The following is a 26470-nucleotide window of genomic DNA, read 5'->3' as shown; positions in this document are numbered from 1 at the left end:
CTCAGCCCTTCAGTGCCTCCGCGGCCGGCCCGAGGTCGAGGAACACCGTCTCCCCATTGGCGTCGTCGAGTCCGTCGTTGTCGGTGACCACATACAGGTTCTGGTTCCCGGCGATCGCGAACCCTTCGACCTTCTCCTGCACGAAGCCGTTGGTCGCCTGCAAGTCAGGCAACAGGTTGCGCGCCAACGTCTTCGGCAATACCTCTGGCGCCTGACCGGCCGAGGCCAATCCGACACCCTCCGGGATGGCGACGCGGTAGATGGACTTCACCCGCGCGTCGGAGCCGTTGAGTTTGTCGCGTTCGAGCACCAGAAGCTGGCCGTCGTGGACGGCGATCTCCGACAAGCCGATCCAGTCGCCCTCGGCTGCGGTGGTGTCGAGCTGGTAGCCGAACCACTCCCACTTGTCACCCTCCGGGGTGTAGCGGCCGATCCGCACTACACCTTTCGGGTCGGTCTTGGTCTCGCGTTGCACGGCGACCCACACCGAATCACCGTCGACGGCAACGCCTTCCAAGCCCTGGCCGCCGAGCCCCGCAGCGATGTCCTCAGGCAGCGACACCCGCTTCTCGGTCGTGCCGTCGGCGGCGACGTACACCAGTTGGTTGCCAGGGCCTTCTTCGCCTTCAACGGCCAGGACGAAACCGCCGTCGGGGCGGGCTGACACGCCCTCGATGTCGAGCGTGACGGGCTCGCCGTTCTCGGTGATGGGGAGCTCGGTGTCGATCAGCGCCGGCTTCTGGGACACGTCGACGCCGAGGACGCGGGCCGGGCCGTATGCGACGTCGGTGGCGGTGTAGAGCCGGTTTTCGTTCTTTGGATCGGCCGACAGCGCGCCGAGTGCACCCCAGCCGATGGGCGTGCCGTCGATGTCGCCGGAGACGATGGACGGGAACGCCTTGCCGGCCGCCGCGAACTGCTCGCCGTAGCCGTAGAGGTTGACCGAGGCGCGTACGTTTGCCTCGGCGTCGTCGGCCTCCGAGGAGATGGCCAGCAGATTGCGCGACGGGATCGGCAGCACGCCCTCGGGCCCAGGGGTGGTGGGCAGGATCTGCCGGAATTGTGGCGCTTTTGGGTCACTGACGTCGTAGACGGCGACGAAGTTGCTGCGTTCCGACGCGATCAGCGCCGTGGGTTTGCCACCAATCTCGGTGATGGCCAAGCCTTCCGGCTCTGGGCCCTTGGATTCGGCGCGGCCTTCGATGTGCAGGCCCGTGCGCACGGCGAGCTGCTCGACGGAGTTGCCGGCATCCCAGACGGGTTCACCGGTGTTGGCGTCGAAGATGGTCCAGCCGCGGGTGCCGCCCTTCCAGTCGCCTTCGTTGGCGGTGGCGAAGTGGTCGTCGCCGATCCAGCCGATGGCGTCGGGCTCGCGTGGGGTGTCGTCGATGGAGCCGCTCTGGTCGAGCTTGCCGTCCTCTTTGGTATCGACGCCTTGGACGGATTCGCTTCCGGCGCTGAAGATCTTCTGCACCTGGCCGGTGCGACCGTCGATGACGGCGAGGCCGTTGTTCTCCTGCAGGGTCACCGCGACCTGGCCGCGGGAGTTGATGCTGACGTACTCCGGTTCGAGATCCTCGGGGGTGTCGAGGCCGGCTTGTCGTGCCGCTTCTGGGTCGAAGTCGACCTTGCGGGGTGTCCAGGTGTTCGGCGCGCCCTTGAGGTCGATGAGTTGCACGAATCCCGTTGGCGGCTGCGGAAGGTCACCCTCCTCCTTGCCCGGAGGGGTGAACTCCTCATTGCGCTGATTCTCCATCGCGATCGCGGCGAAGGCGCCGTCGGGGCTGATCGCGATCGAGTCGGGCTGACCGCCGAGGTCGATGCTGTGCACGCGGGTGCGGTCGGCGATTTTGACGATGTCGACGCGGCCCTTGGGGTTTGCGAAGTCATCGCCGGTGGTGTCGACGACGACGAGCACGAACTCGCCGACCGCGGCCACCGAGGTGGGCTGATCGTCTGCGTGGCCGAGTTCTTCGAGCGAAAGCGTGCCTTGGCCAACCGGTTTCGCAGGGTTGCGGATGTCGAGGAAGCCGATGCGCTTGGCGGCGGCATCGGTGTAGATGACGGTGTTGCCGTCGGGCGTGACGGTCGAGATCTCAGCGACGGTTTCGTTGTCGACCGGGTCCTCGGCAGGCTTGTTGAGGAACACCGGGTAGGTGGCGGTGCGGTGGTAGCTCTGCCCGTCGGGAAGGTTCCAGTCGATGGGTGAGGTGGCCTTCGGAGTGTCAGCTTGGGTCTGGTCAGGCTCCTCGGTGGAGCACCCCGCCAGAATCAGCGCCGCTGCCGTGGTCATTGCCGCAGCCCTTGCCGTTCTCATCCATCGCCCTCTTCAGTTGTGCCGATGCGTCGGCTGAGCCTTGCGTGGACAGGTAGCCGGGTGGGGGCGTATGGGTGAACGCGCGGCGACAGGTGGGTGGCGCGCTGTTAGTTGGCCTCATGTGTCACATCAGCACCGCGGAGCCAATGATTATGCGATCTCGAAATGCGGTACTACATGCGGTATCACACTTGCAGGCCACATACCGCCCCAGCTCGTCGTGGCGATTCCGGCGGCATAGACCGGCCATGGACCCCTCGCGGATAGACCTTCGGGCCACTTCGCTATCGGCCATTCGTTCAGGCCCTCGCTTGGCCACCAACCCCTCACTCATCGGGACATCAGCGACACGGCGCTCGGTCACGCGCTGGTATCTGCCAGTACTTGCGTGGTCACCCCGAGCGCTTCGTAGGTCGCCCGTGCACGTGCGTCGCGGGTAACGAGGACGGCTCGATGTTCACGGGCCGCCAAGGCCACAAGTCCGTCATACGTCGCGCCGCCGGCGATACCCAGCCGGGCGAACTCGCGGTGGGCTGTGCGCGCGGCGCGTGCGCCGAGCGGGAAGGCTTCAGCGAAGTTCTCGTCGATCAACACCACCGCATCGGCCGGGTCGACGCGAGCATCGCCAGGCAAACGAGTCAGCACCGAATACGTTTCGACCAACGCATGCCCACTGATACCGAGTGTCCGACCCTTCGCCCACCTCGCGACCATGGCGTGTTGTTGGTGGGAGCTCACCAGGAGTGGCACGGCGACGCTGGTGTCGACAGCTGTACCGGGCACCGACGTCAGCGCCGTCCCGAATCGATGAGGCCGAACATCATCTCGTCGGTGACGACCGTGTCCGAGGTAGCGACCAAGCGCCCGTCGTCATCTCGCTCAAGGCGTGCGGTTCGCCCTCCCGGGACGATCTGCAGTCCGCCGCCGTAGGCAGAAATATCGACCTTCGTTCCTGGAACGAGCCCCAGAGCATCGCGCAGTTGCTTGGGCAGGACGACTCGACCGCCGGAATCGATGACAGCCTCCATGGGACCAGACTACCAATGAGCTCCCATTTCCATCTCGGCTCTCTGACGCGCGCAGTTTCTATGCGGGCGGCATCTACGCCGGGGACTGCGGTCGGTATCAAGCATGTCGGTATCAAGCAGTAATCCGAGATTTACTGGGCTACGCCGATCATCGGGGTACGACCGTGATAGTGCATCGAGGTCCGTTGGCGCCTGATAACCGCGCATCCGCGGTCACCAAGGCACAATCGAGGCTTTCAGCAAGCGCGACATACATTGCGTCGTACGCCGTCACAGCGGCCCGAAGCTCCCCAACCCTTTCCAGGAGAGGTGAAGCTGCGTAGCGAATCAGCGCAAGCCTTCGCCAGACATCGAGAACCTCATGCGCATCCCCTGTCCCCACCAGGCCGGCTGAGACCTGCCGACGCAGCACACTGACAACTTCCACGTCGACCAGGTGCGGTGCGTGAATCGCTTCGGCAGCAACAATTCGGCGGGCCGGTCCATCATTCATCAATGCTGAGACAGCCGCGGACGCGTGGAGGACGATCACCTGCGTTCGGATGCCAACTGCTCGACGATCGTTTCTGTTGCAATCTCGAGATCAGGCAGTGTGGCGACCAGTGCCGCGTTGTCGACTCGGCGAGTTGCCGCATCGAGTTCACGGATTGCCACGGCAGTCACCGACGTGCTCGCGGCGCGCGCCATCCGCTCGAGTCGATCCATGACCTCGTCGGGGACATTACGCAGATGCAGAGTGCGCACCCCCTCAGGATAAGCAGATTGTCAGCGGAATGGGATCCATCCTTTTAGCCCGCATCGTCGAGGCTCCAGTAGTTCTCCGCTTGTCTCAGGATGTCTCTCTTGTATCGCGACCTCAGCCGGTCGATCGCCGCGATCGTGCGCGCCGTCAGCTCCTCGCGAATCCCGCTCTGCGCGTGGGCGAATGGGATGAAGGCACGCAGTAGGTCAGGCGCGTCCAACACGATCTCCAACGGAATGTAGGAGTCGTCGTAGTACGGGCTACCGATCGCCCGTTCAACGCGGATATCGCTCCACCGCAGCGGATCACCACAACCAGTCTCGATGAGCTCGAGCAGCAGATCCCGGTGGCCGGGGTCGGCGAAGGGCGCTGCTGAGTCGGTGGCGAAGAACCTGTCGCACAGTTCCGCAGCCGCTACCCAGTCCGTGGATGGCCGGTGCGCACCACCATCGGGCAGCTGCCGTACCAGCCACTGAATCAGGGCTCGGCACTGCGGCCAGGTATCGGTCGCAAGTGTCAAGGTCGGCACCGAGAGCGCATCCTCGATCCACGCCCCGGCATCGGCCAGGGTCATCTCGACGACACAGGTATCACTATCGGATGCGGCCGACCGCGCAAGACACCGGTCAATCGAATCCCACACCACGATGGCATCGACGACGCCGGACAGTGCGTTGTGGTCGATCAAAACGGACGCCGTCAGCTCGTGTGTGCCGTCGAATCGCGCGCCGATCACAAGTTCGTCGACGTCGCCGAGCACATCAGCGAGGAGCACCGCGCGGTACATCTCGACGTGCGATAGACCGGTGATCCATTGCGGCAGACGGTCGTTGCGGTCAGCGACAGCTTCTCTGCATCGCAGCTGGAGCTCTGGATCATCGATGAGAAGTTCGGCCAACACGGCCAGCAGAGCCGTCGTCTCCTGATTCCGCTCACCGATCATGCCGTCGACGAACCGATCCAGGAATCCGGCGTCGTGCTCCGACTTCGGCCAGTCCAATGGATCGGGCTTGCCCTTCTGGAGCACGTAGCTGGCGGCGCCAAGCAGACTGTGGGGGTGTCTGCCCGAAACGGTTATGCGTATCGCATCCCTGAAGGTCGTGTCGGGACGAGATTCCCGGTCGCGTTTCTTGGCCCGCCGCATATCACGACGAGCCTGTTTGGCTTTGCGCTCACGTCGTTTGTCTCTCATACGCGGAGGCTACTCAGGGCCAGTGACATGTCCGTCTGACGCGAGTCGGCACGGCGGGCCCTACCGACGAAAGCAGTTGCCGATCATTCGATGCCATCCGCATCCTGCGACGCGATCTGCCGGCGGAGGTGGTCCCGCCGTCGGATGATCTGTTCGCGTCGGTCGGCGGTCAGATAGTCAGGTGAGCCGAGTTCCACGTCATAGGTGTCATTCGGGAAGCCGCTGGCCCGCAACATGACTGCGGCACGCTGCGATGGGCTGCTCTTGACCCCGAAATGCCTCATGATGTCGGAGGATCGAAGGCGGAGCGGTCCCGCGTGTAGCGCGCACTGGCCGTTCGCCTTACCGGCGATCCACACCACGGCCGCAGCGGCTGTGTCCGCGCTCCCCTTACGCCTGAACACTGCAGGGCCGCTGGAAGCGACGCGCGATAGAACACGGCGAGCGACGGTGCGGTATTCGACATCGAGCAACGCATCACAGCAGCGGTCCGACAGCTCCAGCACATCGGCCACCCGCGCGGTCACGTCGTCGGCAATGCCGGTCCAGTCGAACGGCTCGTCGGGCAACGGCACCGTATCGAGCTGGTCCAACTGCTCGTCGCCTCCGACTTCCCGCGCCAGACGTTCCAGCTCCATCTCCTGGAACCAGTACGGCTCGTCGAGCTCAGAGAAGCCGTCAGCGGGCTCTCCGCCGACGCCGAGCGCTTGGAACAGTGCTGCCGGCCCCTGCGGACGCGGTGAGCGGATCAGGTTCTGGTATTCCGGGGCGTAGGCATCGATCGCGGCGAGCGTCTGGTCAGTCAGCTCGGCGCGTACGCCAGATTCGTTGTGCGCAAAGCGTACAAAGGCCCCTAGCAGTTCCGGCGCCTCGGCCAAATACTCGGTAGGTGCGACGATCTTGCGTGGCAGCCAATCCATGAACAGAATCTCGACCTGAACTCCACTCCACCGCAACGGATCGCCCGGGCCGTAGTCGGTGCCGTACCAGAGCAGCGACTCGAGCAGGTTGCGATGATCGGCGTCGTCGAGCGCACGACCCCACTGGGAGGCGAAGAATCGATCCGCGAGCTGATCGACTCGTGCCGAATCCCATTGGGGCCGTTCATAGCCAGCTCCCCCTTCGGGTAACTCCCGGGTGATCCATTCAATGAGCGGTCGACAACCGGGCCATGATTCTGTTTCCAGCGGCGGAAAGGTGATGGCCCCGATTTCGATTGCCTCGTCGACCCAGGCGCGCGCGTCGGCCAGGCTCAGTTCCTCCCAGTTCACTTCCGGTTCGTCCGCGATGCGCTGGTATTGGGCGACGATCTCGGTGATCGGTTCGGACACCACAAAAGCATCCTTTACCAGGCGGCCGAGATTGTGGTCGACGTAGATGACGAGGGTGAGGTCGTAGCTGCCTGCCAGCCGCACCCCGATGACGATGTTGTCGCCGTCGCCAAGGACGTGGCTCATTCGTACCGCCCGGTAGGCCGACGTCTCCGCCAGCCTTCGCAGCCACGGTGGACCGCTCTCGGGCCTGGTGGCCAGTTCACGCCGAATACGTGCGTGCAACACGTCGTCATCACTGGCCAACTCGGCGATCACCGACAGCAGTGCGGTGGTTTCTGGTGTGGGGACGTCGATGAACATCGCGGCGAGTTCTTCGCGGGTCGGCGCATCCGCGGCATCCTTCGATTGGGCGAACGGATGGTTGCGGCCACGTGGGTCGACTGCGGTCAGCAAGCTACTGACGTAGCCGAGCAGATGTAGCGGATCGGGATCGGCCAGGGCCGTTCCCACCTGCGCCAACAGGTCCGGCTCGGCCGGTTCGTGATGCATAGAACGGGCGGCCCAGCGAGCCTTTCGGTCCTCCGCGGCCCGGCGTCGGCGGTTCGAATTCGACATGAGTTTGAGGCTACGTCGCCGTCACGACAGGAGCGCGGCCTGCATCGATGACCGGATCCAGCGGGTCGTAGTCGCCGTCCATCAAGGATGCCTTCCGTCGCGGGCCTGTTGAATCTGATGCTTGATCTCCCGGAACGCCTGCACGCGTGCCATGACCGCGTCGACCGCCGAATCCGTTGGTGTGGAGTTGGGTGTGGCCTCGATCCCATACAGCATGGCGCTCAACTTTCCGTGCAGTTGGGCGCGCTGCTCGGCGACCCGGGCGTCCTCGCGTTCAGTGCGTAGTGATTTGTCGATGAGTTGCGCTTCCTTGGCGCACTTGCCGATCAGTTCGACGCGCTCGATCGCGACGAGTTCCAGGTTCGCGACGGTGGTCCGCGCCTCAGCGAGGATTCTGCGGTCGTCGGGGCTGGGTTTATCCAGTGCGGACAACTTGTTGGTCACGGCTCCAAGGGCGTGGGCCTTCTCGAAGTTGACGGTGATCCCCTTGATGTCGGCGGTGAAGTCGACATCGCCCAACCAACCCGCGCGGGCGGCTTCGAACGCGGCCACCTGCTTCACAGCGCTCAGCGCCGATTCCACCAATGCGGCGTTGTCCTTGCCGAGCGTATCGATGCGGTGTTGCCGTTCCCTCCGGATTCGTTCTTCGCGTTCACGTTTGGCGGCGGCTGCCTGTTCGGCCCGCTCCACGCGTGCCCGCTCCGCTGCCACCACTCGACGCTTCTGCTCGGCCGAGACAATCCGCCCAATGAGCCAGGTGAGAACTGCACCTGCGGCCAGAATGCCAAGAACGATCCACACCGGCTTGGGGACCAACGCCACAAGCACGATGATGAAGAAGATGAGTCCGCCGACACTGGGTCCGTCGGAAGCGCGCCTGCTACTCATCCCGATCGGCCCTCAAACCATCCGGGCGGCATGTACCGGCCATGGACTCCCCGCGGATCACCCTCCTGATAGAGCTGGTCTTCGTACTCGGCACGGTTCGCGAGCATGTCCCGCTGGAACTGCTCCTGGCGCTGCTGTTCTTCGCGGCGCTGCGCGGATTTCAGAGCCCAGAATCCGAACCCGGCGGCGATTCCCAGAAGTGCCAGAACAGCAATCAGCCAAGGGTTTTCAGCGGCGGTGCCCATGACGAACAGTCCTCCGAGCACCGCGGCCACCACCATGAGAGGCCGGCGGTTCGACGTTTGTACGACGGCGCCCGAACCCGCGACAGCCACCGACGACGACGAGCCGCCGCCGAAGAGGGCCACCAAGATCCAGATCGGCAGCCACAATCCGCACGACAACACCGTGAGCACCAGGTGCAGTGCGTGGTTGGTTCCGCCGCCGGCCGACACCGCCACGGCAACTGCCGGCGCAGGAGCTGGAGGGGCGCTCGGCGGGGTGGGCGCGAAGTGCTGGGTCCAGCGTCGACCGTCGTGATAACGCTGGCCCGGCTGGCCGCCAGGATCCGGATACCAGCCCGGAGCCGGCGTTTGAGGTCGGTTCTGATCGGTCATTTCTGACTCCTTTCATGGGTCAAGCGAGCCGATCAGAATGACAGGGGGCACCGACAAGTCACCGCAGTGCCGTCATCCTGCCCGTACCCTCAAGATCCATGACCGAGCCAGCCGGCGGGCGGACGCCACGGGAGAAGCACTGGGTGTGGTTTTCCGGTGTCCTAACCGCCTTACTCTTGCTGGGCATCGTCGGGGCCGTCGTGATGATGCTGCCGCTCGCCATGGCCACCGACGGCTGTTATGACGGCAGTACCGACAACGTGTGTCAACTGACGGCGCGCGGCCAGAACGTCCTCGTCTACATTCCCTGGATGTGCCTGGCCGCAGGAACCGCGACGGCTGTGGCGGGTGCCGGTGCAGCCGAACGTCTCAGGCGCACACCGGTGTTCGGCATCCCTGTCGGCATCGTCGGATATCTCGCGATGATTCCGATCGGCTACGGCATCGCGGTCTTGGTGTAGCGGTACGTCTCGACGCCGCACCGAACGATCCGGCGACGCGGTAGCCGGTGTGCATTTCGAATCTGATTGTCAGAGCGCCGCGCTATGGTTTGGCTGCGTTCATGAGATGCCTTCGCCAAGCTTCGCATTGAAAGCTCCATCACTCAACGAAAGGAGCCACAGATGACCGAAGCAAGAGTGCAGGGGTACGACATCATCGGCGACATCCATGGTTGTGCCACACAACTGGAGGCATTGCTCGTCGAGCTCGACTACCAGAAGACTGACCGGGTAGGGATATACCGCCACCCGGACCGTCAGGCCATCTTCGTCGGCGACCTGATCGACCGCGGTGACGAACAACTTCGCGTGCTGCAGATCGTCAAGTCCATGGTCGACGCGGGCAGCGCGCAGATCGTCATGGGCAATCACGAGTTCAACGCCATCGCCTATGACACCGAGTGGCCGCAGGGCAGCGGGAAGTACCTTCGCCCACACGACGACCCAGATAACCCGTGGTCGCAGAAGAACACCAAGCAGCACCGGGCGTTCCTCGACCAGGTGACCGGCGATGATCGACGCCGATATCTGGAGTGGTTCAAGATGATTCCGCTGTGGCTGGACCTCGGCGGTGTGCGCGTGGTGCATGCCTGCTGGCACGACGGCTCGATCGCGCTCGTCGAGCAGCAGTGCGGGTCAAGCGCCCCGTTCACCGAAGTGAACCATCTCGTGGCGGCCACCAGGGAGGGCAGTCCGCTGCACGGCGCGATCGAAATTCTGCTCAAGGGGCCCGAGATCAGTCTCGTCGACCACGGTCAGCTGCCGTACCACGACAAAGACAACATCCCGCGCGACAACGCCCGCGTGCAATGGTGGAACAGCGACGCTCGCACGTTGCGCGACGTCGCCGAAATGGGCGGCAGTTTTACGACGAAATCCGGTCTGCCCTATCCCCTGCTGCCTGAACTGAAACTGCCAAGCGATACGCAGTCCTACGTCTACACCGGAGGAGTCCCTGTGGTCTACGGCCACTACTGGCGCCAGGGGTCACCCAAACATCGGCATGACTGGACTGACTACACCGCTTGCGTCGACTTCAGCGCCGTCAAAGGCGGGACGCTGACCGCCTACCGCTGGTCCGGTGAGAGCCAGATCCGGCCCGACCACTACGTGTCACACGCCGTGACATCATGATGCCCAGTCCGCGCGCCGTCGGAACAGCTCGGCAGGTCTGCCCCTACCGCTCACTGTGGTCGTACCCGTTGCGTCGAGATGTGATTCCATCGCGCGCCGGAAAGTATCGCGCTGCAAGGGATATCCCGCGACCGCCTCATGGACGAGCCGCAGGTCCCGTACGGTGAACTCGTCGCCCAACAGACGGTCCGGATCCGGCTTGGCTTCGTAGTGGGCACGTACGTCGGCGACGGCCAACGCGATGATGTCGGGGTGGTCGTAGATCAACCGGCCCGGTGCGCCCACCGGCACCAGTCGCGTTCGGTCGACAAACCGCGTCGACAAGCGTCCGGCCGGGACGACGGCAACGTGCGCAACGGACAACACCCAACCGCGGTCGTCGCGGTCCAGCGCGTCGAACACGTGCAGTTGGCGTGGCGAGAGATCGTGGATGTTGGCCTTCTGCGCTAGTGACCGGTTGACGGCGTCGGCGAGGACTTCTCCCGCGTGCAGGAAGGTGCCTGGCAACGCCCATCCGGGGCCTTTCGCCCGACGTACCTGGAGGACCACGAGGCCGCGATCGGGAGCGACGGTCAGCAACGCGGTGTCGACGGCGACCGACGGGCGCGGGTAGTCCGTGAGGCTGCGCCCGCTGGTGTCTCGATGCATTCGCTCGTCCATGTCAGTGCCCCAGCGTACAGTCATCAGTAATTAGCGCAAATATGCGCGAACTAGTCAGGAGACTGCGATGCCATCACTGAATGACCGTATCGAGGGCGTGCTGTTGGGCACTGCGGCCGGCGACGCCCTTGGTGCGCCGTACGAGTTTCAGCCGCCTCGCGGCCCCGAGCTGCCGGTGGAGATGGTCGGCGGCGGCGGTTGGGAGCCGGGCGAATGGACCGACGACACCGCGATGGCGGTCGCGATCGCGGAAGTCGCCGCCACCGGTGCGGATTTGCGCGAGGCCGCAGCACAAGACGCTATCGTGGCCCGCTGGCACGAATGGTCGTTGAGCGCCAAGGATGTTGGCATTCAGACACGTCGGGTCTTGGCTGACGCGGCCGACGGAGGCATCTCGGCGGCCCGCGCTCGTGCAGCCGCCGCAAGCCTGCACAAACACACCGGACGCAGCGGCGGTAACGGCTCGCTGATGCGGACCGCGCCGGTGGCCCTGGCCTATCTCGACGATGACGATGCCCTGGTCGAGGCTGCCCGGGCTGTCAGCGAGCTCACCCATTTCGACCCCGATGCCGGCGATGCTGCGGTGTTGTGGTGCTGTGCGATCCGTCATGCAGTGCTGACTACCGAGCTGGACGTCCGGATCGGGTTGCGCCACATTGACGCTGCGCGCCGGGAGCTCTGGACCACAAGAATCGAGCGGGCCGAAGCATCCCAGCCGGCCGACATCCCCAACAACGGCTGGGTGGTCGCGGCGCTGCAGGCCGCCTGGTCGGCGATCGTCACCACCGCTACCGACGGTTCCGGTCCCGAGCACCTCCGATGTGGGCTCGACGCGGCCGTGCGCGCCGGCTTTGACACCGACACCGTCGCCGCGATCGCCGGTGGACTGCTCGGTGCGGCCTATGGCGCCTCGGCGGTCCCCCTGCGGTGGCGTTACCTGCTGCATGGCTGGCCGGGCATCACGGCTCGCGATCTCGTGGGGCTGGCCACGGCGATCGAGCGCAAGGGTCCGAGCACCGACCCGGACTACTCCTGGTCCTGGGCCGACATCCTCGTTCATCACCCGCATGATCGGAAGGTTCTGCTTGGCAGCGTGAGCGCGTTGCGCCGGTTGCCGGCCGAGGTCGACGCGGTGGTGTCGCTCTGCCGGATTCCGGAAGGCGATGTACCCCTGGGCATGCCGCATGTCGAGGTGCGGTTGATCGACAAAACCGAGTTCGACGAGAACCCGCATCTGGATTTCGTGTTACTCGATGCCGTACGCACACTCGAAGGGCTTCGCGCACAGGGACATACGGTGCTGGTGCATTGCGTCGAGTCGTACAGTCGCACACCCACGGTGGCAGCGCTGTACGGTGCGCGGCTGCGGGGTATCGGCGCCGACGAGGCATTGGGCGACGTGCTCGGGGTTCTGCCGGATGCGAATCCGAACCTGGTGTTCCGGGAGGCGTTGCGGCGGTTGGGCAATACGGCGCATGACCGTCGCTGAGGCGACCTTGGCCGTCACCCGCACCCGAGCAAGGCCGATATCAGCTCGGCCGTTCTCGTAGCCTGCGCCCGACGGAGCGCCGCGATCATCGATTCGTCAGTTGCTCCTCGAAGTCGAGACACAGCCGTGTGGTGGACAGTCAGCATCTCGTCACCGAACTCCTCGACCAGCGCGCTGAGCAACGCGTCGGCTATGAGAGCCTCAATGCCGACAGCGGCCATAACTTCAGGTGGGAAATGCTTGATGTTATTGGTACACAGCACATCGGCTTCTGCGGCGACCGCTGCTGCCAGCACGTGTCGGTCACCTTCGTCCGGCAGATCCAACCCAGCGACCGCTTCGATCGACTCCCCGGACGGCATCACCTCGGAGTTCGGAAAGGTGCTGTTCATCGCGTCTACCAGGCGCTTACCCGCCTCGTCGTCGAAACCGTCGATGTTCTCGATCAAGTGCTCGACAACCTCGTCGAGGACGGCCTTGCTCCACGTCACTCGGATGAGTTGATGAGCAGCCGCGTACAGCAGGTAATCACGTAGGACGCGCGAATAGGGGACATTGGCGTCTGCGAGTACGACGCGGAACGGAATGCCCGCGTCGACTTCCCCACTCGTCACTCCAGTAGGCCCAACTCGTTCTGCAGTCGGGAGAGGTCCTCCATGCCGGCCTCCATGTGGGCCCGCTCCGCCGCGAGAAACTCTCGAACCGACGCAACAGTGATCCGGTGGTGGGTACCGACTTTGCGAAAAGCAAGCTTGCCCTCGTTCATGAGCTTGCGAACCTGAGGACGGGACATACCGAGCAATCCGGCTGCCTCGCCCGGGGTAATCTCCGCGTTGCCGCGTGTGAGGACAACCTCTTGCCCATGAGCCTTGGCGTCGACGATCCGCGTGAGCCACTCAGCGGTCTCCCGCGACAAGCTAATTTTGACCTCATCACCACCTTCGTCGAGCGCGCGATGCAACGCAGCGGCATCCCGGCTAAGCAGTTCAGTCACCGATCCACCTCCCAGCTATCTGCTCCATCTGAAACAAGTGTAGTATCTGAATCGCCAATAGGAACATCCACTGCGTCTTGCACGCCAATCACGACCACTCGTGGTCACACACCGTGCACGCCCACTTCTCGTTGCGGGGGCAGCATCCACCGACGTGCAGCCACGGGCCCCACGCATCGATGTTGTCCGGCATGCCGTACTGAATCGTCTGTGTCCGTTGATAACCGCAGCGGGAGCACGCCGGATTCTGGGCGAACTTGAAGTCGATGAAGGAGCGGAAGTTACCGTCGCGCATGCGGTCACGACAGCGGCGGCAGATGACCGCCGGCCAGTCCCGGGCTTCTCCCCGCACCGACGCCCGCAACGCACCGCGCACCCGTGGATGGTCGGAGGTTCTGATGGGCGAATCCGGTTCCGAACGCGGCATCGGGTCGACGGTGTGGATGTGCACCTTGTCGCGAGCATCGGCCTCACTCAAGTCGATTGCAGTGCCACAGCCCTGACAGTCGCCGTTAAAACGCAACAGGTTCCGCGCGCCGACGACCGAGGAATGGCCCCACAGATTGATCGGACCGCCATACACCGGGCTCTCGTGTATCGCCAGGATCACCCGCTCGGCATCATCGTCATCCAGGCACCAGCTAACGAACGCATCCCTGAGGTCGAGCACCATGGCCAGCGTGGTCAGGTCAACGAGATCAGCCCCGTACGCGTCCAGCACAGCACCACCCAGGTTGCCCTCAAGATCAATGCGGGCAAGCACCGTCAACACCGAGGCCGGATCGGTACCCAGCACCACGAGCGCGTAGTCGCCGGGGCGAGACTCTCCGAACGCATACCGCCATGGCTGATACGGCGAACGCGGTTCCAACAGAGTGATGACACCGTCCTTCCAATCGGCGGCTTCGAGGATGTGGAGACGGTGATGGACCGTTTGCGACATTCGTCAATTATCCCAGTGGGGTATGACAATTGACCATTTGCCTGTTAGCTGTTCGACCGCTCCATAATCGGAGCTGCGACGCTCGGAGGTGCGATAGCGGCCCGTGCCGCCGTAGTCAGCGCATAGTCAGCGGCAACTGATGGCACATTGTCAGTGTCTGAGTTGACGACGTGGGAGGACAACCAAGCGTGACAACGGAACAGGCCGCTCAGGACCAATACAGGTTGATTGTCGACCGGGGCTCGGTGGCGATGGGTGACGACGTCGATTCGCATCGTGAAGTATGGGAGCTGCCCGGCGCCACGTCGATCGATGAACTTCTCGCGATTATGGCCAAGCAGTACCTTCCAGGTGTCGGTGGTTTCGCCGGGTGGCGGGTCTATCAGGATCTAGGCGATGGTGGGCCAGGTTGGACGCTCGGCCTGATCTACACGCGTGATCATCTTCAGCAGGAGCGGTACCTATGCCTGGCCGGTGAGTATCCGCGCACGGTGGCTGATCTGGCGCGTCGAGCACCCCTGCTGGTTGTAAAGGCCGCGTATCTAACCTTCCCGGCGGCGCGTCCAGTGACGCTGAGTGAAGTGGCAGCACGTCCGTCCTGGACGGGCGCCGAGCCTATCCGGTTGGCGTCCGAAGCTGATGACGATGCGAACCAGGATTGGCAACTGCTGCGACGGCTCGATGCCCTCGGCAGGAAAGGCCAGGGGCCGCGGCGTACTTGGGTGCGTGAGTATCTGCGATCCGAGGGTGGGCTGGCTGACGCGGAATTGTTCGCGGCCCGCAATATGCGTTCGATCGTGGGTGATCTGTGCCCGGCAAGCATGACCGTGGCAGCTAATGAACTGCTGGGGGTCGAGGGCGCGCACGAGGACGTGTTCGGGAGCTTGATGCAGGGGCAGGCCGCGCTCGGGGTCGTCGCGTCGGTGTTCGGGGCGTTCGAGTGGGGTCTGACGCGGGCGCTGCGCCGACGGACGCCGTCGCCGCAGGGTGTGGCGTACCTGGAATATCTTGCTGCGCAGGGTTATCGGTTAGCGCCAATTGAGCAGTTCATGGCCGGGCGGATCGATTTCGATGAGCTGGCGGCTGATTTGGGCGATGGGTGATGGCGGATCCACTGCTAGACCGCGTCGTCGAGACCGAAGTACTCCGCTTGCCGCAGAACCTCCCGTTTGTAGCCCGACCTCAGCTCGTCGATCACCGCGAGTGCTCGTGATGTCAGTTCGTCACGAATTCCGCTCTGCGCTTGAGCATATGGGATGAACGCTCGCAATAGGTCGGGAGCGTCGAGCGCTACCTCCAATGGAATCCCGTGGTCGTAGTGGTGCGCGCTGCCGATCGCCCCTTCGACGCGCGCGGCACTCCACCGCAAGGGATCTCTGTCGTCATCAAGTAGCTCCAGCAGCAGCTGCCGATGGCCGAGGTCGGTGAACGGCGCTGCGGCATCGGTCGCGAAGAACGCGTCGCACAGCTGCTCGGTCGGCTCCCAGTCCATGGCCGGTGACCGGCGCTCACCACCTTCGGGTAGCCGCGCCACCAACCACTGAACCAGTGCCCGGTAGAGCGGCCAGGTGTCGGTCTCCCGTGCGAATGTCGGCTTGGTGAGGGCATCTTCGATCCACGCTCGCGCATCGGCCAGGCTCATCTCGACCACTTCGGTATCGCTGCTGGATTCGGCCGCCCGTGCCAGAGCCTCGTCGATCGGCTCAGGCACAGCAGCTGCGCCGTCAATGCTCGAGAACATGTTGTGGTCGAGCCCTACCGCGATGGTCAACTCGTGCCCACCATGGAGTCGCATACCGATCACGAGTTCGTCGACATCACCGAGCACATGGGTTCTGCGCACCGCCCGGTACACGTCGACCTGCGATAGAGCCGAGATCCACCGCGGCAGACGCACGTCTCGGTCAGCCAACTCTTGCCGGCATCCGAGCTGTGCCGCCGGTTCGTCGACGAGAAGTTCGGCAATCACGGCCAGCAGCGCCGTAATCTCCCGATTCCGCACACCGATCAAGCCGGTCAGGACCTTATCTAGGTACGTCTCATCGCGGAGCGGGTCAGGCTTCCCCACATGGATCACCGTGCTCGCCAAGCTCAGCAGCCTTACAGGATGTCCACTCAGGGCACTGCGAATTTGATCCCTGAACGTCGGGTCTCCAGAACTTTCGCCGTTGCGCTTCTTCGCCCGCCGCACATCACGGCGGACCTGTTTGGCCTTGCGCGCTCGTCGTTTGTCGGTCATGCCGCGGACGCTACTCACGCGCTGTGACAAGTCGCTGCCGCTCAGAGCCCCTTAGCGTCCAGCGCCTTCATCAGCGAAGGCCGCCTGCCGTACTCCTGGCGGATCTGCGCGATGAACGACGCGAACTCCGCGCTGCGACCGCCTCGTTCGTAGAGTTTGGCCATCGTCGCCAGTCTTGCGGCGATGTCCGGATAAAGCTTTGAGTTGGGGTACCGCAGATCCTTCTCGAGCTCCGGGCGGTACAGGTCTGCAGCGTCGACGGGCCGGGCTTCGGCGCCGCGGTCGGCCAGTTCCCGCCAGGCCCAGCCGGGGCCGTACTGGTCGGCGGCTTGCCACGCGGCATCAATATCGCCGTCGCTCATATAGAGCTGGACCAGGACCGCCCCGGCGGCGAAGCGGTCGGAGGCCAGTTCTCGCGCGCGGTCGTAGGCCCAGACTCGTTCGGTGTCGGCGCGGTCGACGCCGGCGGCGAAATCCAGTAGGACGCGGTAGTTCTGGACCGTCGGTCGGCGGACGAAGTCCGCACGAAGCACGGCGATCGCATCTTCGATGCGGCCCAGTGCCTTATAGGTCGCGGCGACGCGGTCGGGGTTCAGCCAGTAGTCGTTGCCACCGCCGTGGCTGCTGATTCGACCGTTGGCGACTGCGCGATCAATCCATCCCACCGCCTCCCCGTGGCGTCCGGCGGCACGCAACCTATCGACGATCGCCCCGTACTTGGGGTGATCTCCCTGGCTGAGCAGGTGGATGGCTTGGTCGACATCGCCGTCGTGATCGGCGAGCTCCAGCAGCATTCGGTCGGCCTCGAACCGATGCAATTCCCCACGGTCCTTGAGCTTTCGGTCCAGCGCCGCCACCGCGCGGCGGTATGTCGCGAGTGCCTTCTCGTCGAACGCGTCCACGAAGTCCGCCAGGCCCACATTCGGCCACCCTGGCGAGTCAGCACGGAATTTGACCAGCCACTTGGCGAGTGCCACACGGTCGGGCTCACCCAGCCGGCAGGCCCGCGCGTAGAGGTCTGCAGCACGTTCGCATTGCTCAGCGATCCAGCCATCGGAATCGTCAACCTGCCCGATGATGTCGCGCAATTCGGTGAGTGCGAGCACCAACGCCGGGCGCACGATTTCAGCCGCCCCAGCGTCCAAGTGGCTCTCGAGCTCATCGAGCATGTCACTGGCCGCTTCCGCGACCTCGAAGGAACGTCGGTAGTCGACAAAACCCCGAAACGCCAACGTGTTTAGCACATATTCTTCGAACTCGGCCCTGGCCTGCGCGTCGTCACCGGACACTGTCGCAGCGCGCATCTCCAGCATCCGGCGTACCTCGCCGTCGCGCTGGGCGAGTGTCATGACGAGCTCGCGCAGCTCGTCGACGTCCATCGCCCGCACCACGGCTTGCAGCGCAGCGTCGGCCGTACCGCCCGGTGCGTCGTCGACGGAGACCCGACCGCTGTCGATCGCGGCGAGCCCGGTCGCAACCAGATGCTTGCAGAAGTTGCCGTCGGCGTTGTGCGGACAGGTACAGACGCCGTCGGGCAGCGGACCGGACCAGTCGAGTTCCACGGTGTAGACGTTCTTGGCCTGGATCGACGCGTAAGCCTTGAACTCGGTGATGCGAAGCCCTCGGACATACCGGACGTATTCCTCGCCCCGGGCGAAGATCAGGTCACCGGCCACGCTGAACAGGGCCGTTTCGGAGAGCGGCACATGACCATCGTGCCCGATTCGGCCGTCGAGGCTTGGGGCGGCACTGCGCGCGCGTCGGAAGCCGCTATGCGCGACGGGCGCGCCAGAGCCCTACGGCCCCAATGCGGAGATCGGCACCACGTGAACCCCATCGGCGCGTTTCCCTCCACCGCCTGTCGCCGTCACGACAACGAGCGCTGACGGATTGCCGTGCTTCGAGGCGTCCACCGCAGCCGCGAAATCGACAAGGCCCTTCGCCGCCCTGTCAATGACCTCTTGATCGCCCGTCAACTTGACCTCGAACGCGGCCCAGCCGTCTGGTGTGTCGACTATCGCATCAACCTCTTTGCGGCCATGAGACTCTCGCCAGGAGTAGACCGCGCCGCCAAGAGGCTGCGCATAGATGCGAAGGTCGCGTACGGCCATCGCCTCGAAATGGAATCCTGCTGCCGCAAGATCCGCGAGCAGATCCTTCGAGCCGACCTTCAACGCGGCGGTGCCCAGTGATGGATCGACAAAGTAGCGGACCGGGGCCTCGCGCAACTCCGTGCGAGAACGCATGTGCGGCTTCCACGCAGGTGAATTCTCCGTCAGTTTGAGCCGATCAAGCGCATCGAGATAGGAGTTCACCGTCTCCTTTGCCGGAGGACGTTGATCATCACCAGCGATGTCCGCGCCCAGTGCAGTCAGTTTGATCGCCGTCCCGACGGATCGCCCGAGCGACGCGAGGGTGCGACGCAGTCGCGCCGGAGTCCGCCTACCGACGCCGAGGTCCGGAATATCTATGTCGACGATCTGCGTGAGATAGTCCCCAAGCCAATTCCGAGCGGTCCGCTCCGATTGGTCGAGCAGCGCCGGCCAACCCCCGACCACGATTCGCTCCATGAGGCCCGGCACAGTCATTGCGGTGCGCTTCGCCGCCTGGTCCTCGCCACGGAGAAGAGCGGTCAGCGACACTTCCCCCGTGGAGTGGCCAGACTCGAAGAGGCTCATCGGTCGCATCCGCAGCGTGCCGATGCGTCCCGCGCCCGAGTGCAACTCACGCTCATACTTCGGAGTCGCCGAACCGGTGAGGATGTACAGGCCACGAGCACGCAGATCATCGACGTGCCGCCGCACCTGGTCCCACACCTCAGGTGCGCGCTGCCACTCATCGAAGAGGATCGGCGTCTCTTGATCAAACAACTCGGCCGGGTTGAGCCCCAGGAGCGCCCGTGCGTTTGCATCTGTGTCGAAGCGGACCGAACTCTTGGCCTGCTGAAGTGCGGTTTCCGTCTTCCCGCAGCCTTTAGGGCCGTCGATCAGGACAGCGCCGATCGAGGCGAGGCGGTCTGACAACTCCGCGTCAGCAACACGGGCACGATAGTCGAACACGGCATCAGTCTACGTTTCTGGCCGTTGCTGCACTTCTTTTTCGACAAGAATTACTCTTCGTTTTCGACATATTAGACTCGTTGTTTTCGACACTGTGGGTTCGCCTCTTTCGACGACCTTCAGTTGGACTACTGCGGAGTCGCCGGGTGAGGGCTCAGCAAGACGACGGCCCTGTGACTGTTGTGTGTCCTCGACGCGCGGCGCAACTACGCGGCACCGTCGTCACGGGCTTGTTGAATCTGGTTCCTAATCTCCCGATAGGCCTGCACACGTGCCATCACGGCATCCACCGCCGAATCCTGCTGCGTGGTTTCTGGGGTGGCCTCGATGCCGTAGAGCATGGCGCTCAATTTCGCGTGCAACTCGGCGCGCTGCTCGGCGACCCGGGCGTCCTCGCGTTCGGTGCGTAGTGATTTGTCGATGAGCTGCGCTTCCTTGGCGCATTTGCCGATGAGCTCCACCCGTTCGATCGCAACGACTTCCAGGTTCGCAGCAGTGATCTTGGCCTCCGCGAGAATCTTGCGATCGTCGGCGCTGGGATTGTCCAATGCCGACAACTTTCCGATGACGCCATGCAATGCATACGCCTTCTCGAAGTTGTCGGTGATCCCTTTGATGTCGGCGCTGAAGTCGACGTCGCCCAGCCATCCGGCGCGGGCGGCTTCGGATGCGGCTACCTTTTTCACAGCGCTCAGCGCGGACTCCAAGAGCGCGGCGTTCTCCTTGCCGAGCGTGTCGATGCGCCGTTGCTTTTCCTTGCGGATCCTTTCTTCGCGTTGACGTTTGGCGTCCGCGGCCCGCGCCGCCTGCTCGATGCGAGCTCGCTCCTGCGCCTCGTAACTGCGCTGCTCCAGCGCAACAGCAATCTTGTAGGCACCCCAGCTCACCACAACTACCGCAGTGATGACGCCGAGGGCGATCCAGACCGGTTTCGGGACCAGCGCGATGAGCAAGAAGACGAAGAAGATCAGGCCGCCCACGCCCGAGGAGCTCTTATTGCTCATGAAACACCTCCTGAGATGCGTCCATGGACGCCGTCATGTCGTTGATTCGGTTGGGCCAGAACGGCTCCCCCGGCTGGCCGGGCTCACGGGAGCCGCTCAGTATCACACCGGCCACCGAGAAGTTTTGGGCAAGTACGCAGCCGGCATCGCGTAGTGGTCGGGGAGGCCGAGACCATCGCCACTACAGCCCCGCTGCGGTCACTCCGTAGGCCGCCTGTGCCGAGGTGAACCCGTCGTACTCGAGCTGGTCGATGAGTCCGCCACGGGAGAACGCTGAATAGTCCAGATAGTCCTTCGCAGCTTCCGCGGCTTGCTCATTCCAGTCAACGGTGATGTGGTCGACGGCGAAAGTCGCATCTGCGGTTGAGAAGTCGTCGTATTCCAATTGCTCGATCAGGCCCTGTCTCGAAAAGGCGGTGTAGTCGAGGTAGTCCTCGGCGGCGCGCACCGCATTGCGCTGACTTACCGTCGAAGCAGGTTCCAACGGGATCGTGGGTCCGGAGAGAGTTCGGACGTGCGGTTCACCGTGCTCCTCGATGCTCGTGGCAGTGCCGGCCAACTGCACTGACTGCGCAGCCACGTCGAGTCCGCCGGTGATGGCATAGACCCACCACGCCGCGGCGCAACCGATGGCCAACAGCGTGCTCACGGCAAGGGCGCCGAGTTGGTTCATTCTCGTCATAGTGCGGCTCGCCTCGTGATCCAGGGTCGCGGCCGTCTTGACCAAGTAGTTAATCATCGTATGTGCTCCATCTGTTGTTCATGATCGCTCGCACACGCGAGCCCAACAGAATGACAGGGCCCACCGACAAGTAGGTGTTCTGTGGTTCTGGATCGGTGTCGTCGGATCGTCCCGCTACCGTCACCTCATGCCTCTGCAGAATCGGGTCACTCCTACCGGCGAGATCGTCGCGACGACCACGCGGGGAACCTTCATGGGCAATCGGGGAATCCTGCACGACGAAACCAAGCGCATCGTCCGACAATCCCGGTCCTCGATGTGGCTGATCTGCCGCCTCCAGTTCAATGGGCGCCGTCGCGAGGTGATGGGGCCGGGCACGTACACCGAGCTGTTCTTTCTCGATGAGGCCGTTGCACTCGCTGCAGGTCACCGCCCGTGTGGTGAGTGCCGGCGCAGGCAGTATCGGGCATTCATCGACGCTGCGAATGTCGGCGGAGACAATCGGATCAGCGGCGCGCAGGATCTCGACAGGCTGCTGAATGAATCACGCAGGCGGCCGCGGTTGACGGCTCCGATCGCGGAGTTGCCCGACGGCACCTTCATCATGAACGGCGACAACGATTTTCGACTTGTCCGGAACAATGCGCTGCACCGTTGGTCGCACGACAGTTACACAGATGCGGTCGCAATCGCCGACGCAGGGTTCGTATCCGCCGAAGTCATCACGCCTCCGCTGTCGGTAGCAGCATTGCGGTCTGGTTACCCCGTCCAGGTGCACCAATCCATTGACGACAATCCCGTCGTTTCAACAGATTTCACACCTACTCCCTCAATCACGGAAGTCATCGAATTGCCGCAACACACCGCGAGCACATTGAGTCCTGAGCTGCTAGACGAGATCAAGCGACACCTGAGGGGCAATCCTGTACGGCACGGAGAAGTCTTCCGCGCCATGGAACAAGGGCACAGTGTCGAGCAGATGGGTACAAGCCGCGCAAACGCGCAGAAGTTCAAGAACAGCGTCGACGCGATGCTCACCGGCGCTCTGCCCGCCACCAAGTCCGCAGCGATGACCAACTCCTACGGCTATCGCTACCTCCTCAGATGCGACCTGTCACCCGAACTGATCAGCCACACCAAGGCTTTCCTGCGACGACTCACCGACATCAACCCCGCGGTCCGTGCCAATGAGGCCCTGCACACCCGAGCGCTGCCGGACTCCTACCCCGGGGCCGGCACTGCTGGATCGCCGGCCAATCGCCCTCCGTCCATCCCGCCGGTTGAGAAAGACGATTCCGACGAGAGTCCAGCCGCGCCCTCGTTACCCTCTGCGTCCATGAGGGGCCATCTCTTCATCATCAACGGCGACCTAAACAAGATCGCGTGCGACGCGGTACTGCTTCCGACCGACAACGAGTTCACGATCGAGTCCAAGTGGGATGGCTTGGTCGAGGACTACAACGACGAAATACCCGATATGTGGGACGGGCGAAACGTGATTCCGCTCAGTGCGCGACACAAGAAGCCGCGGGTGTGGCTGGGCAACGTCGGACAGTACGGCGAGCACTCGGAGTTCTCCGTATTCGCGTCCGTCGTCGAAGAATTCGTCGACAACGCCGCCGCCGAAGCGGCCGACACACCACACCGGGAGCGTATCTATGACTGGCCGTTGCCACGTCTCGCTGTCAATGTGGTGGGATCCGGGAAGGGTGGTGGCCGCGGGAAGAAGGGCGATCTGACCGTGGGCCTGGTTGGGACCTTAACCACACTGGCGCAAGAGCACGAGGTGGACATCATCCTGGTCACCCGCGGCGACAAGGCCTACGCGGCCGCGCAATGGGCACGCCGAAAGTTGCTCGGAGAAGCCAAAGAATCCGATGCCTGGCCGCTGCGTGACGACCTGATATCGAAAGCGGAAGCGTTGGCCGACGACGCACAAGAACGCCAACTCGTTTTGTTCATCGGCGCCGGAGTGAGCGCCGGCGCAGGCGTGGATACCTGGAAGGGTTTGTTGGAGAACCTGGCGGTCGAAGCCGAGTTCACCAGCGACCAACGAGAACTCCTCAAGGCAAAAGACTTGCGGGACCAAGCGACGCTGATCGAATCCGCGTTGCCCGAGACGGGCGATAGTTTCAAGAAGCGCGTCGCGGAGCGCATTTGCGAGAGGCAGCACTACTCACTGGCCCACGGGTTGCTTGCCTCGTTGCCGAGCAAGGAGGCAGTTACCACCAACTTTGACGAACTCTTTGAGGATGCCGTCGGTCGTGAGGCCATAGCAGTCCTTCCCAAAGACGCTCGAAAGACCGATGGCCGGTTGCTCCTCAAACTCCACGGCAGCATCGACCAGCCTGAAGACATGATCCTGACGCGAGCCGACTACCTCAGGATGCCGCGCCAGTACGGCGCCTTGATGGGGCTGGTTCAAGGCTTGCTCATGATGCGCAAGATGGTATTCGTCGGTTATTCGTTGAGCGACGAGGATTTTCACGATCTGGTGGATGAGGTGCGGGCGGCCCGCGGCGACAACGTCGAAGCCGGTCGCGGCACGGTGCTTACGTTGAGCGACGACGATCTCGAGCGCCAACTGTGGAAGCAGGACCTGGACACCGTACCGCTTGTGGTCGGCGATGAATGCAAGGACGACCTCTCTGGGGCGGCCCGGCAGCTCGAGCTGTTCCTCGACCTCGTCGGCTACCTGGCCGTCCCACCGGCGGCGTTCTTCCTCGATGAGTCTTACGCCGATCTCACGAAGAGCGAATCGGAGTTGATCAAGCCCCTCAAGGAACTCGTGAGTCTGACCGCGACGAGCGGGAAGCACACCGTCGGCGATCAGGTGCGGGAGTTCTTGACGCGACTGGGTGCCGACTAGGAGCCGGCACCCATGGTCACAGCTCGACAGGCTACCCGTCGGACAACTCGGAACGTTGTTCGTCCGTGAACTCGGGCATCGCGGCTTCCGGGTCCATGAGCTTCGCGCCGCGGTACCTGCGGACGTTGCCGGCTGCCGCCGCCCACGCCTCGCGGGATTTCCCTCGTCCGTAGGTGACGGATTGCTCAGCCTTGACGCCCAGGCCGACGCCGACCTCCACGGCATCTTGGTCGGCACCCATGTAGAGAAACTCCCACCCGTGGTCGTTGGTTTGTTGCTCCACAAGGGCTTTGATTGCCGGCCGCTGCCATTCGACACTCGCGTTTTCCAGACCGTCGGTCATGATCGCCACCACCACTGTGCCCGGCTTGTCGTCCTCGGGCAGCGCATCGATCTCGGCAGCAGTGTCGGTGATGAGCTTGCCCATCGAGTCCAGCAGCGCGGTACATCCGCGCGGGGACAGATCCAGTGCCGGCACCTGGTCCAGTGGAACACCGTGGTAGACGACCTCGTACTCGTTGTCGAACTGCGCCAGGGTCACGACGCACTGACCGTCCGCACCACGCTGCTCGGTCAGGAAGGCATCGAATCCGCCGACGACATCGGACTTGATCGATTGCATCGACCCGGAGCGGTCGAGCAGGAACACGAGGTGGCTGAGGTTCGGGTTGGTCATGATTGGTCCTTTCCGGGAAAAGCTAGGAGCGCTTGCTGTTTCGGCGCGGTTTGAACCGCATTGGTTCGGGTGGAGCTGCCGGCGGCAGCGGGGTGTTGGCCCACTTGTCATTGCGGGCACGCCTGACGTCCTCGGCGGTGACGCGGCCTCCAGCTGTTGCGTACGGAGCCAGTCGGGCCGTGTTGGCCAGGCGCGGTCCCACAGCGTTCTCGGTCAGGCCGGCGCTCTTTCCCGCTGCCGCGATTGATATTTCGTCGTCGACGACCGCACGGGCCAGCTGCTCGTCGAGTAACGCGCCGACCTCTGTCAGGACGAGCCGCAGGTGTTGCAGGGCTTGGGCAGCGGTGTCGGCGGCTTCTGCGTGGTCCAGGTGGCTGCGGATCTTCTCGTAGGGGTTGGACATGACCAACCATAGCGCAAAAACTGCGGTATCCGCAATAACTGCGGATCATTCGCGACGCAGGAGTCGGGCGACCCGCGTGCCGAGGATCTTGTCCGCCGGATACCGGTCGAGTTGATCGAGGCTGAGGCAGCGCTCCGGGCGCAGAATCCGGGCCAGGTCCTCCGAGGGCACCCGTGGCACCTCGAGGGCCATCTCCCGGGCCTCATCGATGTCGATGTTCTCGTGGATCCAGATGCCCGGTTCTTCCTGACGGTGATGATCCTCAGTCACAACCCAATTGGCGAGAAATATCTGCCGATCCGGGATCAACGTCCACAGTTTGGGTCGGTCGATGACTGCCCGCGCCTCCGGGCGGCTGATGGCCAGCCACTGCAGACTGTCGTCGTCGATGCGGTTGCCAATACTCCCAGCCCTGCCTTGGCGTCCTAATCGTGTTCGACTTCACGGGGCGGTGATCCTTTCCAGGAGTGCCGGACGATCTTGCACCACCACGACATCATCGAACTGCGCGAGCAATGCGCAGACGAACGCCGACCGCATGACCTTAAGGTCGTTGAGCAGTTCGATGTGGCTGAGAGTTCCGTTCTTACACAACTGTTCCCAGGCCATAACGATCATCCATGCCGGCACCAGCTGCGGTCCGGATGCCCGGGCCCTGGACCGCTCCGTCTCCACCCACACGCCCGTACGGTCGAACGACACCATCCAATTGGTGCGCTTGTTACTCAACGTCTCGATCACATCGCTGCCGGTGACCACTTCCGTGATGCGCTGCAGCAGGTCGTCGTCGAGTTCCGCCGCCTTGCGACTACCTCCGGTATCACGAGTCATTCGTTCTTGCCTCCCATCGTTCAATCCGCTCGCGATTGGTGGCGCCGTGTACGCACTCAAGCGAGCCGAACAGAATGACAGAGACCTCCGACAAACAGCCGATTTCGCGCAGCCGTCCAATGGGGCTCTCCAAGTCGGAGAACTGCGGAGCGCCAAGCCCCGGGCCGGAGACTTCAGCCATCGACCGACCTAATCAAGTGTCGCATTCGTTTGACGCTCTAGACGGGAGTCAACGCCAGGCAATCAGCAGGGTCCGGCCTCCCGTGCAGTCCCTGCGAGCGCCGGTCTACCGGTTCGCTGATACCCACCCGCGC

The 26470-nt window shown here is 63.7% G+C and carries 27 protein-coding genes; 5 read left to right on the top strand and 22 right to left on the bottom strand.

What is annotated here, in order from left to right:
- Position 1: 1 nt before the first annotated feature.
- From ABQF30_RS01580 to ABQF30_RS01540, 9 genes are all read right to left on the bottom strand, one after another.
- Positions 2-2293, bottom strand: a complete 2292-nt coding sequence (locus tag ABQF30_RS01580) for an esterase-like activity of phytase family protein (protein ID WP_448460494.1) — start codon at positions 2291-2293, stop codon at positions 2-4.
- Between the two features lie 384 nt (positions 2294-2677).
- Entirely contained in the window at positions 2678-3109 is a 432-nt protein-coding gene (locus ABQF30_RS01575) for a type II toxin-antitoxin system VapC family toxin (protein WP_448463356.1), read from the bottom strand.
- Positions 3106-3345 carry an AbrB/MazE/SpoVT family DNA-binding domain-containing protein gene (locus tag ABQF30_RS01570; RefSeq protein ID WP_448460492.1) on the bottom strand — a complete coding sequence of 80 codons (240 nt, stop codon included), beginning with the start codon at positions 3343-3345 and terminating at the stop codon, positions 3106-3108. Before ABQF30_RS01570 ends, ABQF30_RS01575 begins: the two co-directional genes overlap by 4 nt.
- A gap of 148 nt (positions 3346-3493) precedes the next feature.
- Positions 3494-3877: a type II toxin-antitoxin system VapC family toxin gene (locus ABQF30_RS01565; RefSeq protein WP_448460490.1), complete on the bottom strand. Its 384-nt coding sequence runs from the start codon at positions 3875-3877 to the stop codon at positions 3494-3496.
- On the bottom strand, positions 3874-4089 hold the full coding sequence (locus tag ABQF30_RS01560) for an antitoxin (protein WP_448460488.1): 216 nt from the start codon (positions 4087-4089) through the stop codon (positions 3874-3876). Before ABQF30_RS01560 ends, ABQF30_RS01565 begins: the two co-directional genes overlap by 4 nt.
- 44 nt (positions 4090-4133) lie before the next feature.
- The gene (locus ABQF30_RS01555) at positions 4134-5279 is read right to left on the bottom strand and encodes a hypothetical protein (protein ID WP_448460486.1); all 1146 of its coding nucleotides are present in this window, start codon (positions 5277-5279) and stop codon (positions 4134-4136) included.
- A gap of 83 nt (positions 5280-5362) precedes the next feature.
- Positions 5363-7168 (bottom strand): DUF6398 domain-containing protein, encoded by a 1806-nt coding sequence (locus ABQF30_RS01550; RefSeq protein WP_448460484.1) that lies wholly within the window; start codon positions 7166-7168, stop codon positions 5363-5365.
- 81 nt (positions 7169-7249) lie between these two features.
- Positions 7250-8056 carry a hypothetical protein gene (locus ABQF30_RS01545; RefSeq protein ID WP_448460482.1) on the bottom strand — a complete coding sequence of 269 codons (807 nt, stop codon included), beginning with the start codon at positions 8054-8056 and terminating at the stop codon, positions 7250-7252.
- A complete protein-coding gene (locus tag ABQF30_RS01540; protein ID WP_448460480.1) occupies positions 8053-8673 on the bottom strand; it encodes a DUF2510 domain-containing protein in 621 nt (206 codons plus the stop codon). The genes ABQF30_RS01545 and ABQF30_RS01540 overlap by 4 nt, the downstream gene beginning before the upstream one ends.
- 98 nt (positions 8674-8771) lie before the next feature.
- On the opposite strand from ABQF30_RS01540, the gene ABQF30_RS01535 reads away from it, so the two are divergent.
- Together ABQF30_RS01535 and ABQF30_RS01530 are read left to right on the top strand one after the other, a co-directional pair.
- Entirely contained in the window at positions 8772-9134 is a 363-nt protein-coding gene (locus ABQF30_RS01535) for a hypothetical protein (RefSeq protein WP_448460478.1), read from the top strand.
- Between the two features lie 162 nt (positions 9135-9296).
- On the top strand, positions 9297-10307 hold the full coding sequence (locus ABQF30_RS01530; protein ID WP_448460476.1) for a metallophosphoesterase: 1011 nt from the start codon (positions 9297-9299) through the stop codon (positions 10305-10307).
- Here the strand turns inward: ABQF30_RS01530 and ABQF30_RS01525 are convergent.
- Positions 10302-10991, bottom strand: coding sequence for an NUDIX hydrolase (locus tag ABQF30_RS01525; RefSeq protein ID WP_448460474.1), 690 nt, complete (start codon positions 10989-10991; stop codon positions 10302-10304). The genes ABQF30_RS01530 and ABQF30_RS01525 overlap by 6 nt on opposite strands.
- Positions 10992-11034: 43 nt before the next feature.
- Between ABQF30_RS01525 and ABQF30_RS01520 the strand changes: the two genes are divergently transcribed.
- Entirely contained in the window at positions 11035-12456 is a 1422-nt protein-coding gene (locus ABQF30_RS01520; RefSeq protein ID WP_448460472.1) for an ADP-ribosylglycohydrolase family protein, read from the top strand.
- A 14-nt stretch (positions 12457-12470) separates the two neighbouring features.
- Here ABQF30_RS01520 and ABQF30_RS01515 read toward each other — a convergent pair whose 3' ends face one another.
- From ABQF30_RS01515 to ABQF30_RS01505, 3 genes are all read right to left on the bottom strand, one after another.
- A complete protein-coding gene (locus ABQF30_RS01515) occupies positions 12471-13070 on the bottom strand; it encodes a PIN domain-containing protein (protein WP_448460470.1) in 600 nt (199 codons plus the stop codon).
- Positions 13067-13450 (bottom strand): helix-turn-helix domain-containing protein, encoded by a 384-nt coding sequence (locus ABQF30_RS01510; RefSeq protein ID WP_448460468.1) that lies wholly within the window; start codon positions 13448-13450, stop codon positions 13067-13069. The genes ABQF30_RS01515 and ABQF30_RS01510 overlap by 4 nt, the downstream gene beginning before the upstream one ends.
- Positions 13451-13538: 88 nt before the next feature.
- Positions 13539-14393 (bottom strand): hypothetical protein, encoded by an 855-nt coding sequence (locus ABQF30_RS01505; RefSeq protein ID WP_448460466.1) that lies wholly within the window; start codon positions 14391-14393, stop codon positions 13539-13541.
- Positions 14394-14644: 251 nt separating this feature from the next.
- Here ABQF30_RS01505 and ABQF30_RS01500 point away from each other — a divergent pair, with 251 nt between their 5' ends.
- Positions 14645-15496, top strand: a complete 852-nt coding sequence (locus tag ABQF30_RS01500; RefSeq protein ID WP_448460464.1) for a hypothetical protein — start codon at positions 14645-14647, stop codon at positions 15494-15496.
- Positions 15497-15510: 14 nt separating this feature from the next.
- Here the strand turns inward: ABQF30_RS01500 and ABQF30_RS01495 are convergent, their stop codons facing one another.
- The 5 genes from ABQF30_RS01495 to ABQF30_RS01475 form a co-directional block, all read right to left on the bottom strand.
- Complete coding sequence (locus tag ABQF30_RS01495; RefSeq protein ID WP_448460462.1) at positions 15511-16632, bottom strand: hypothetical protein; 1122 nt, start codon at positions 16630-16632, stop codon at positions 15511-15513.
- A 41-nt stretch (positions 16633-16673) separates the two neighbouring features.
- Positions 16674-18338: an SWIM zinc finger family protein gene (locus tag ABQF30_RS01490; protein WP_448460460.1), complete on the bottom strand. Its 1665-nt coding sequence runs from the start codon at positions 18336-18338 to the stop codon at positions 16674-16676.
- A gap of 90 nt (positions 18339-18428) precedes the next feature.
- On the bottom strand, positions 18429-19691 hold the full coding sequence (locus tag ABQF30_RS01485; RefSeq protein ID WP_448460459.1) for an ATP-binding protein: 1263 nt from the start codon (positions 19689-19691) through the stop codon (positions 18429-18431).
- A gap of 206 nt (positions 19692-19897) precedes the next feature.
- Complete coding sequence (locus ABQF30_RS01480) at positions 19898-20695, bottom strand: hypothetical protein (RefSeq protein WP_448460457.1); 798 nt, start codon at positions 20693-20695, stop codon at positions 19898-19900.
- A 181-nt stretch (positions 20696-20876) separates the two neighbouring features.
- Positions 20877-21434: an Ltp family lipoprotein gene (locus ABQF30_RS01475; RefSeq protein ID WP_448460455.1), complete on the bottom strand. Its 558-nt coding sequence runs from the start codon at positions 21432-21434 to the stop codon at positions 20877-20879.
- Positions 21435-21564: 130 nt separating this feature from the next.
- On the opposite strand from ABQF30_RS01475, the gene ABQF30_RS01470 reads away from it, so the two are divergent.
- Positions 21565-24246: an SIR2 family NAD-dependent protein deacylase gene (locus ABQF30_RS01470; protein WP_448460453.1), complete on the top strand. Its 2682-nt coding sequence runs from the start codon at positions 21565-21567 to the stop codon at positions 24244-24246.
- Between the two features lie 31 nt (positions 24247-24277).
- Here the strand turns inward: ABQF30_RS01470 and ABQF30_RS01465 are convergent, their stop codons facing one another.
- The 4 genes from ABQF30_RS01465 to ABQF30_RS01450 all read right to left on the bottom strand — a co-directional run bounded on the left by ABQF30_RS01465 (position 24278) and on the right by ABQF30_RS01450 (position 26156).
- Positions 24278-24922 carry a vWA domain-containing protein gene (locus tag ABQF30_RS01465; protein WP_448460451.1) on the bottom strand — a complete coding sequence of 215 codons (645 nt, stop codon included), beginning with the start codon at positions 24920-24922 and terminating at the stop codon, positions 24278-24280.
- A gap of 22 nt (positions 24923-24944) precedes the next feature.
- Complete coding sequence (locus ABQF30_RS01460; protein WP_448460449.1) at positions 24945-25325, bottom strand: hypothetical protein; 381 nt, start codon at positions 25323-25325, stop codon at positions 24945-24947.
- A 45-nt stretch (positions 25326-25370) separates the two neighbouring features.
- Positions 25371-25595 carry a hypothetical protein gene (locus tag ABQF30_RS01455; protein WP_448460448.1) on the bottom strand — a complete coding sequence of 75 codons (225 nt, stop codon included), beginning with the start codon at positions 25593-25595 and terminating at the stop codon, positions 25371-25373.
- Between the two features lie 171 nt (positions 25596-25766).
- Positions 25767-26156, bottom strand: a complete 390-nt coding sequence (locus ABQF30_RS01450) for a hypothetical protein (RefSeq protein ID WP_448460447.1) — start codon at positions 26154-26156, stop codon at positions 25767-25769.
- Positions 26157-26470 lie beyond the last annotated feature (314 nt).

Source organism: Mycolicibacterium sp. XJ870, from assembly GCF_053483975.1.
The sequence above is the reverse complement of the archived record's forward strand: the minus strand, read 5'-3'. Positions and strand labels throughout refer to the sequence as shown.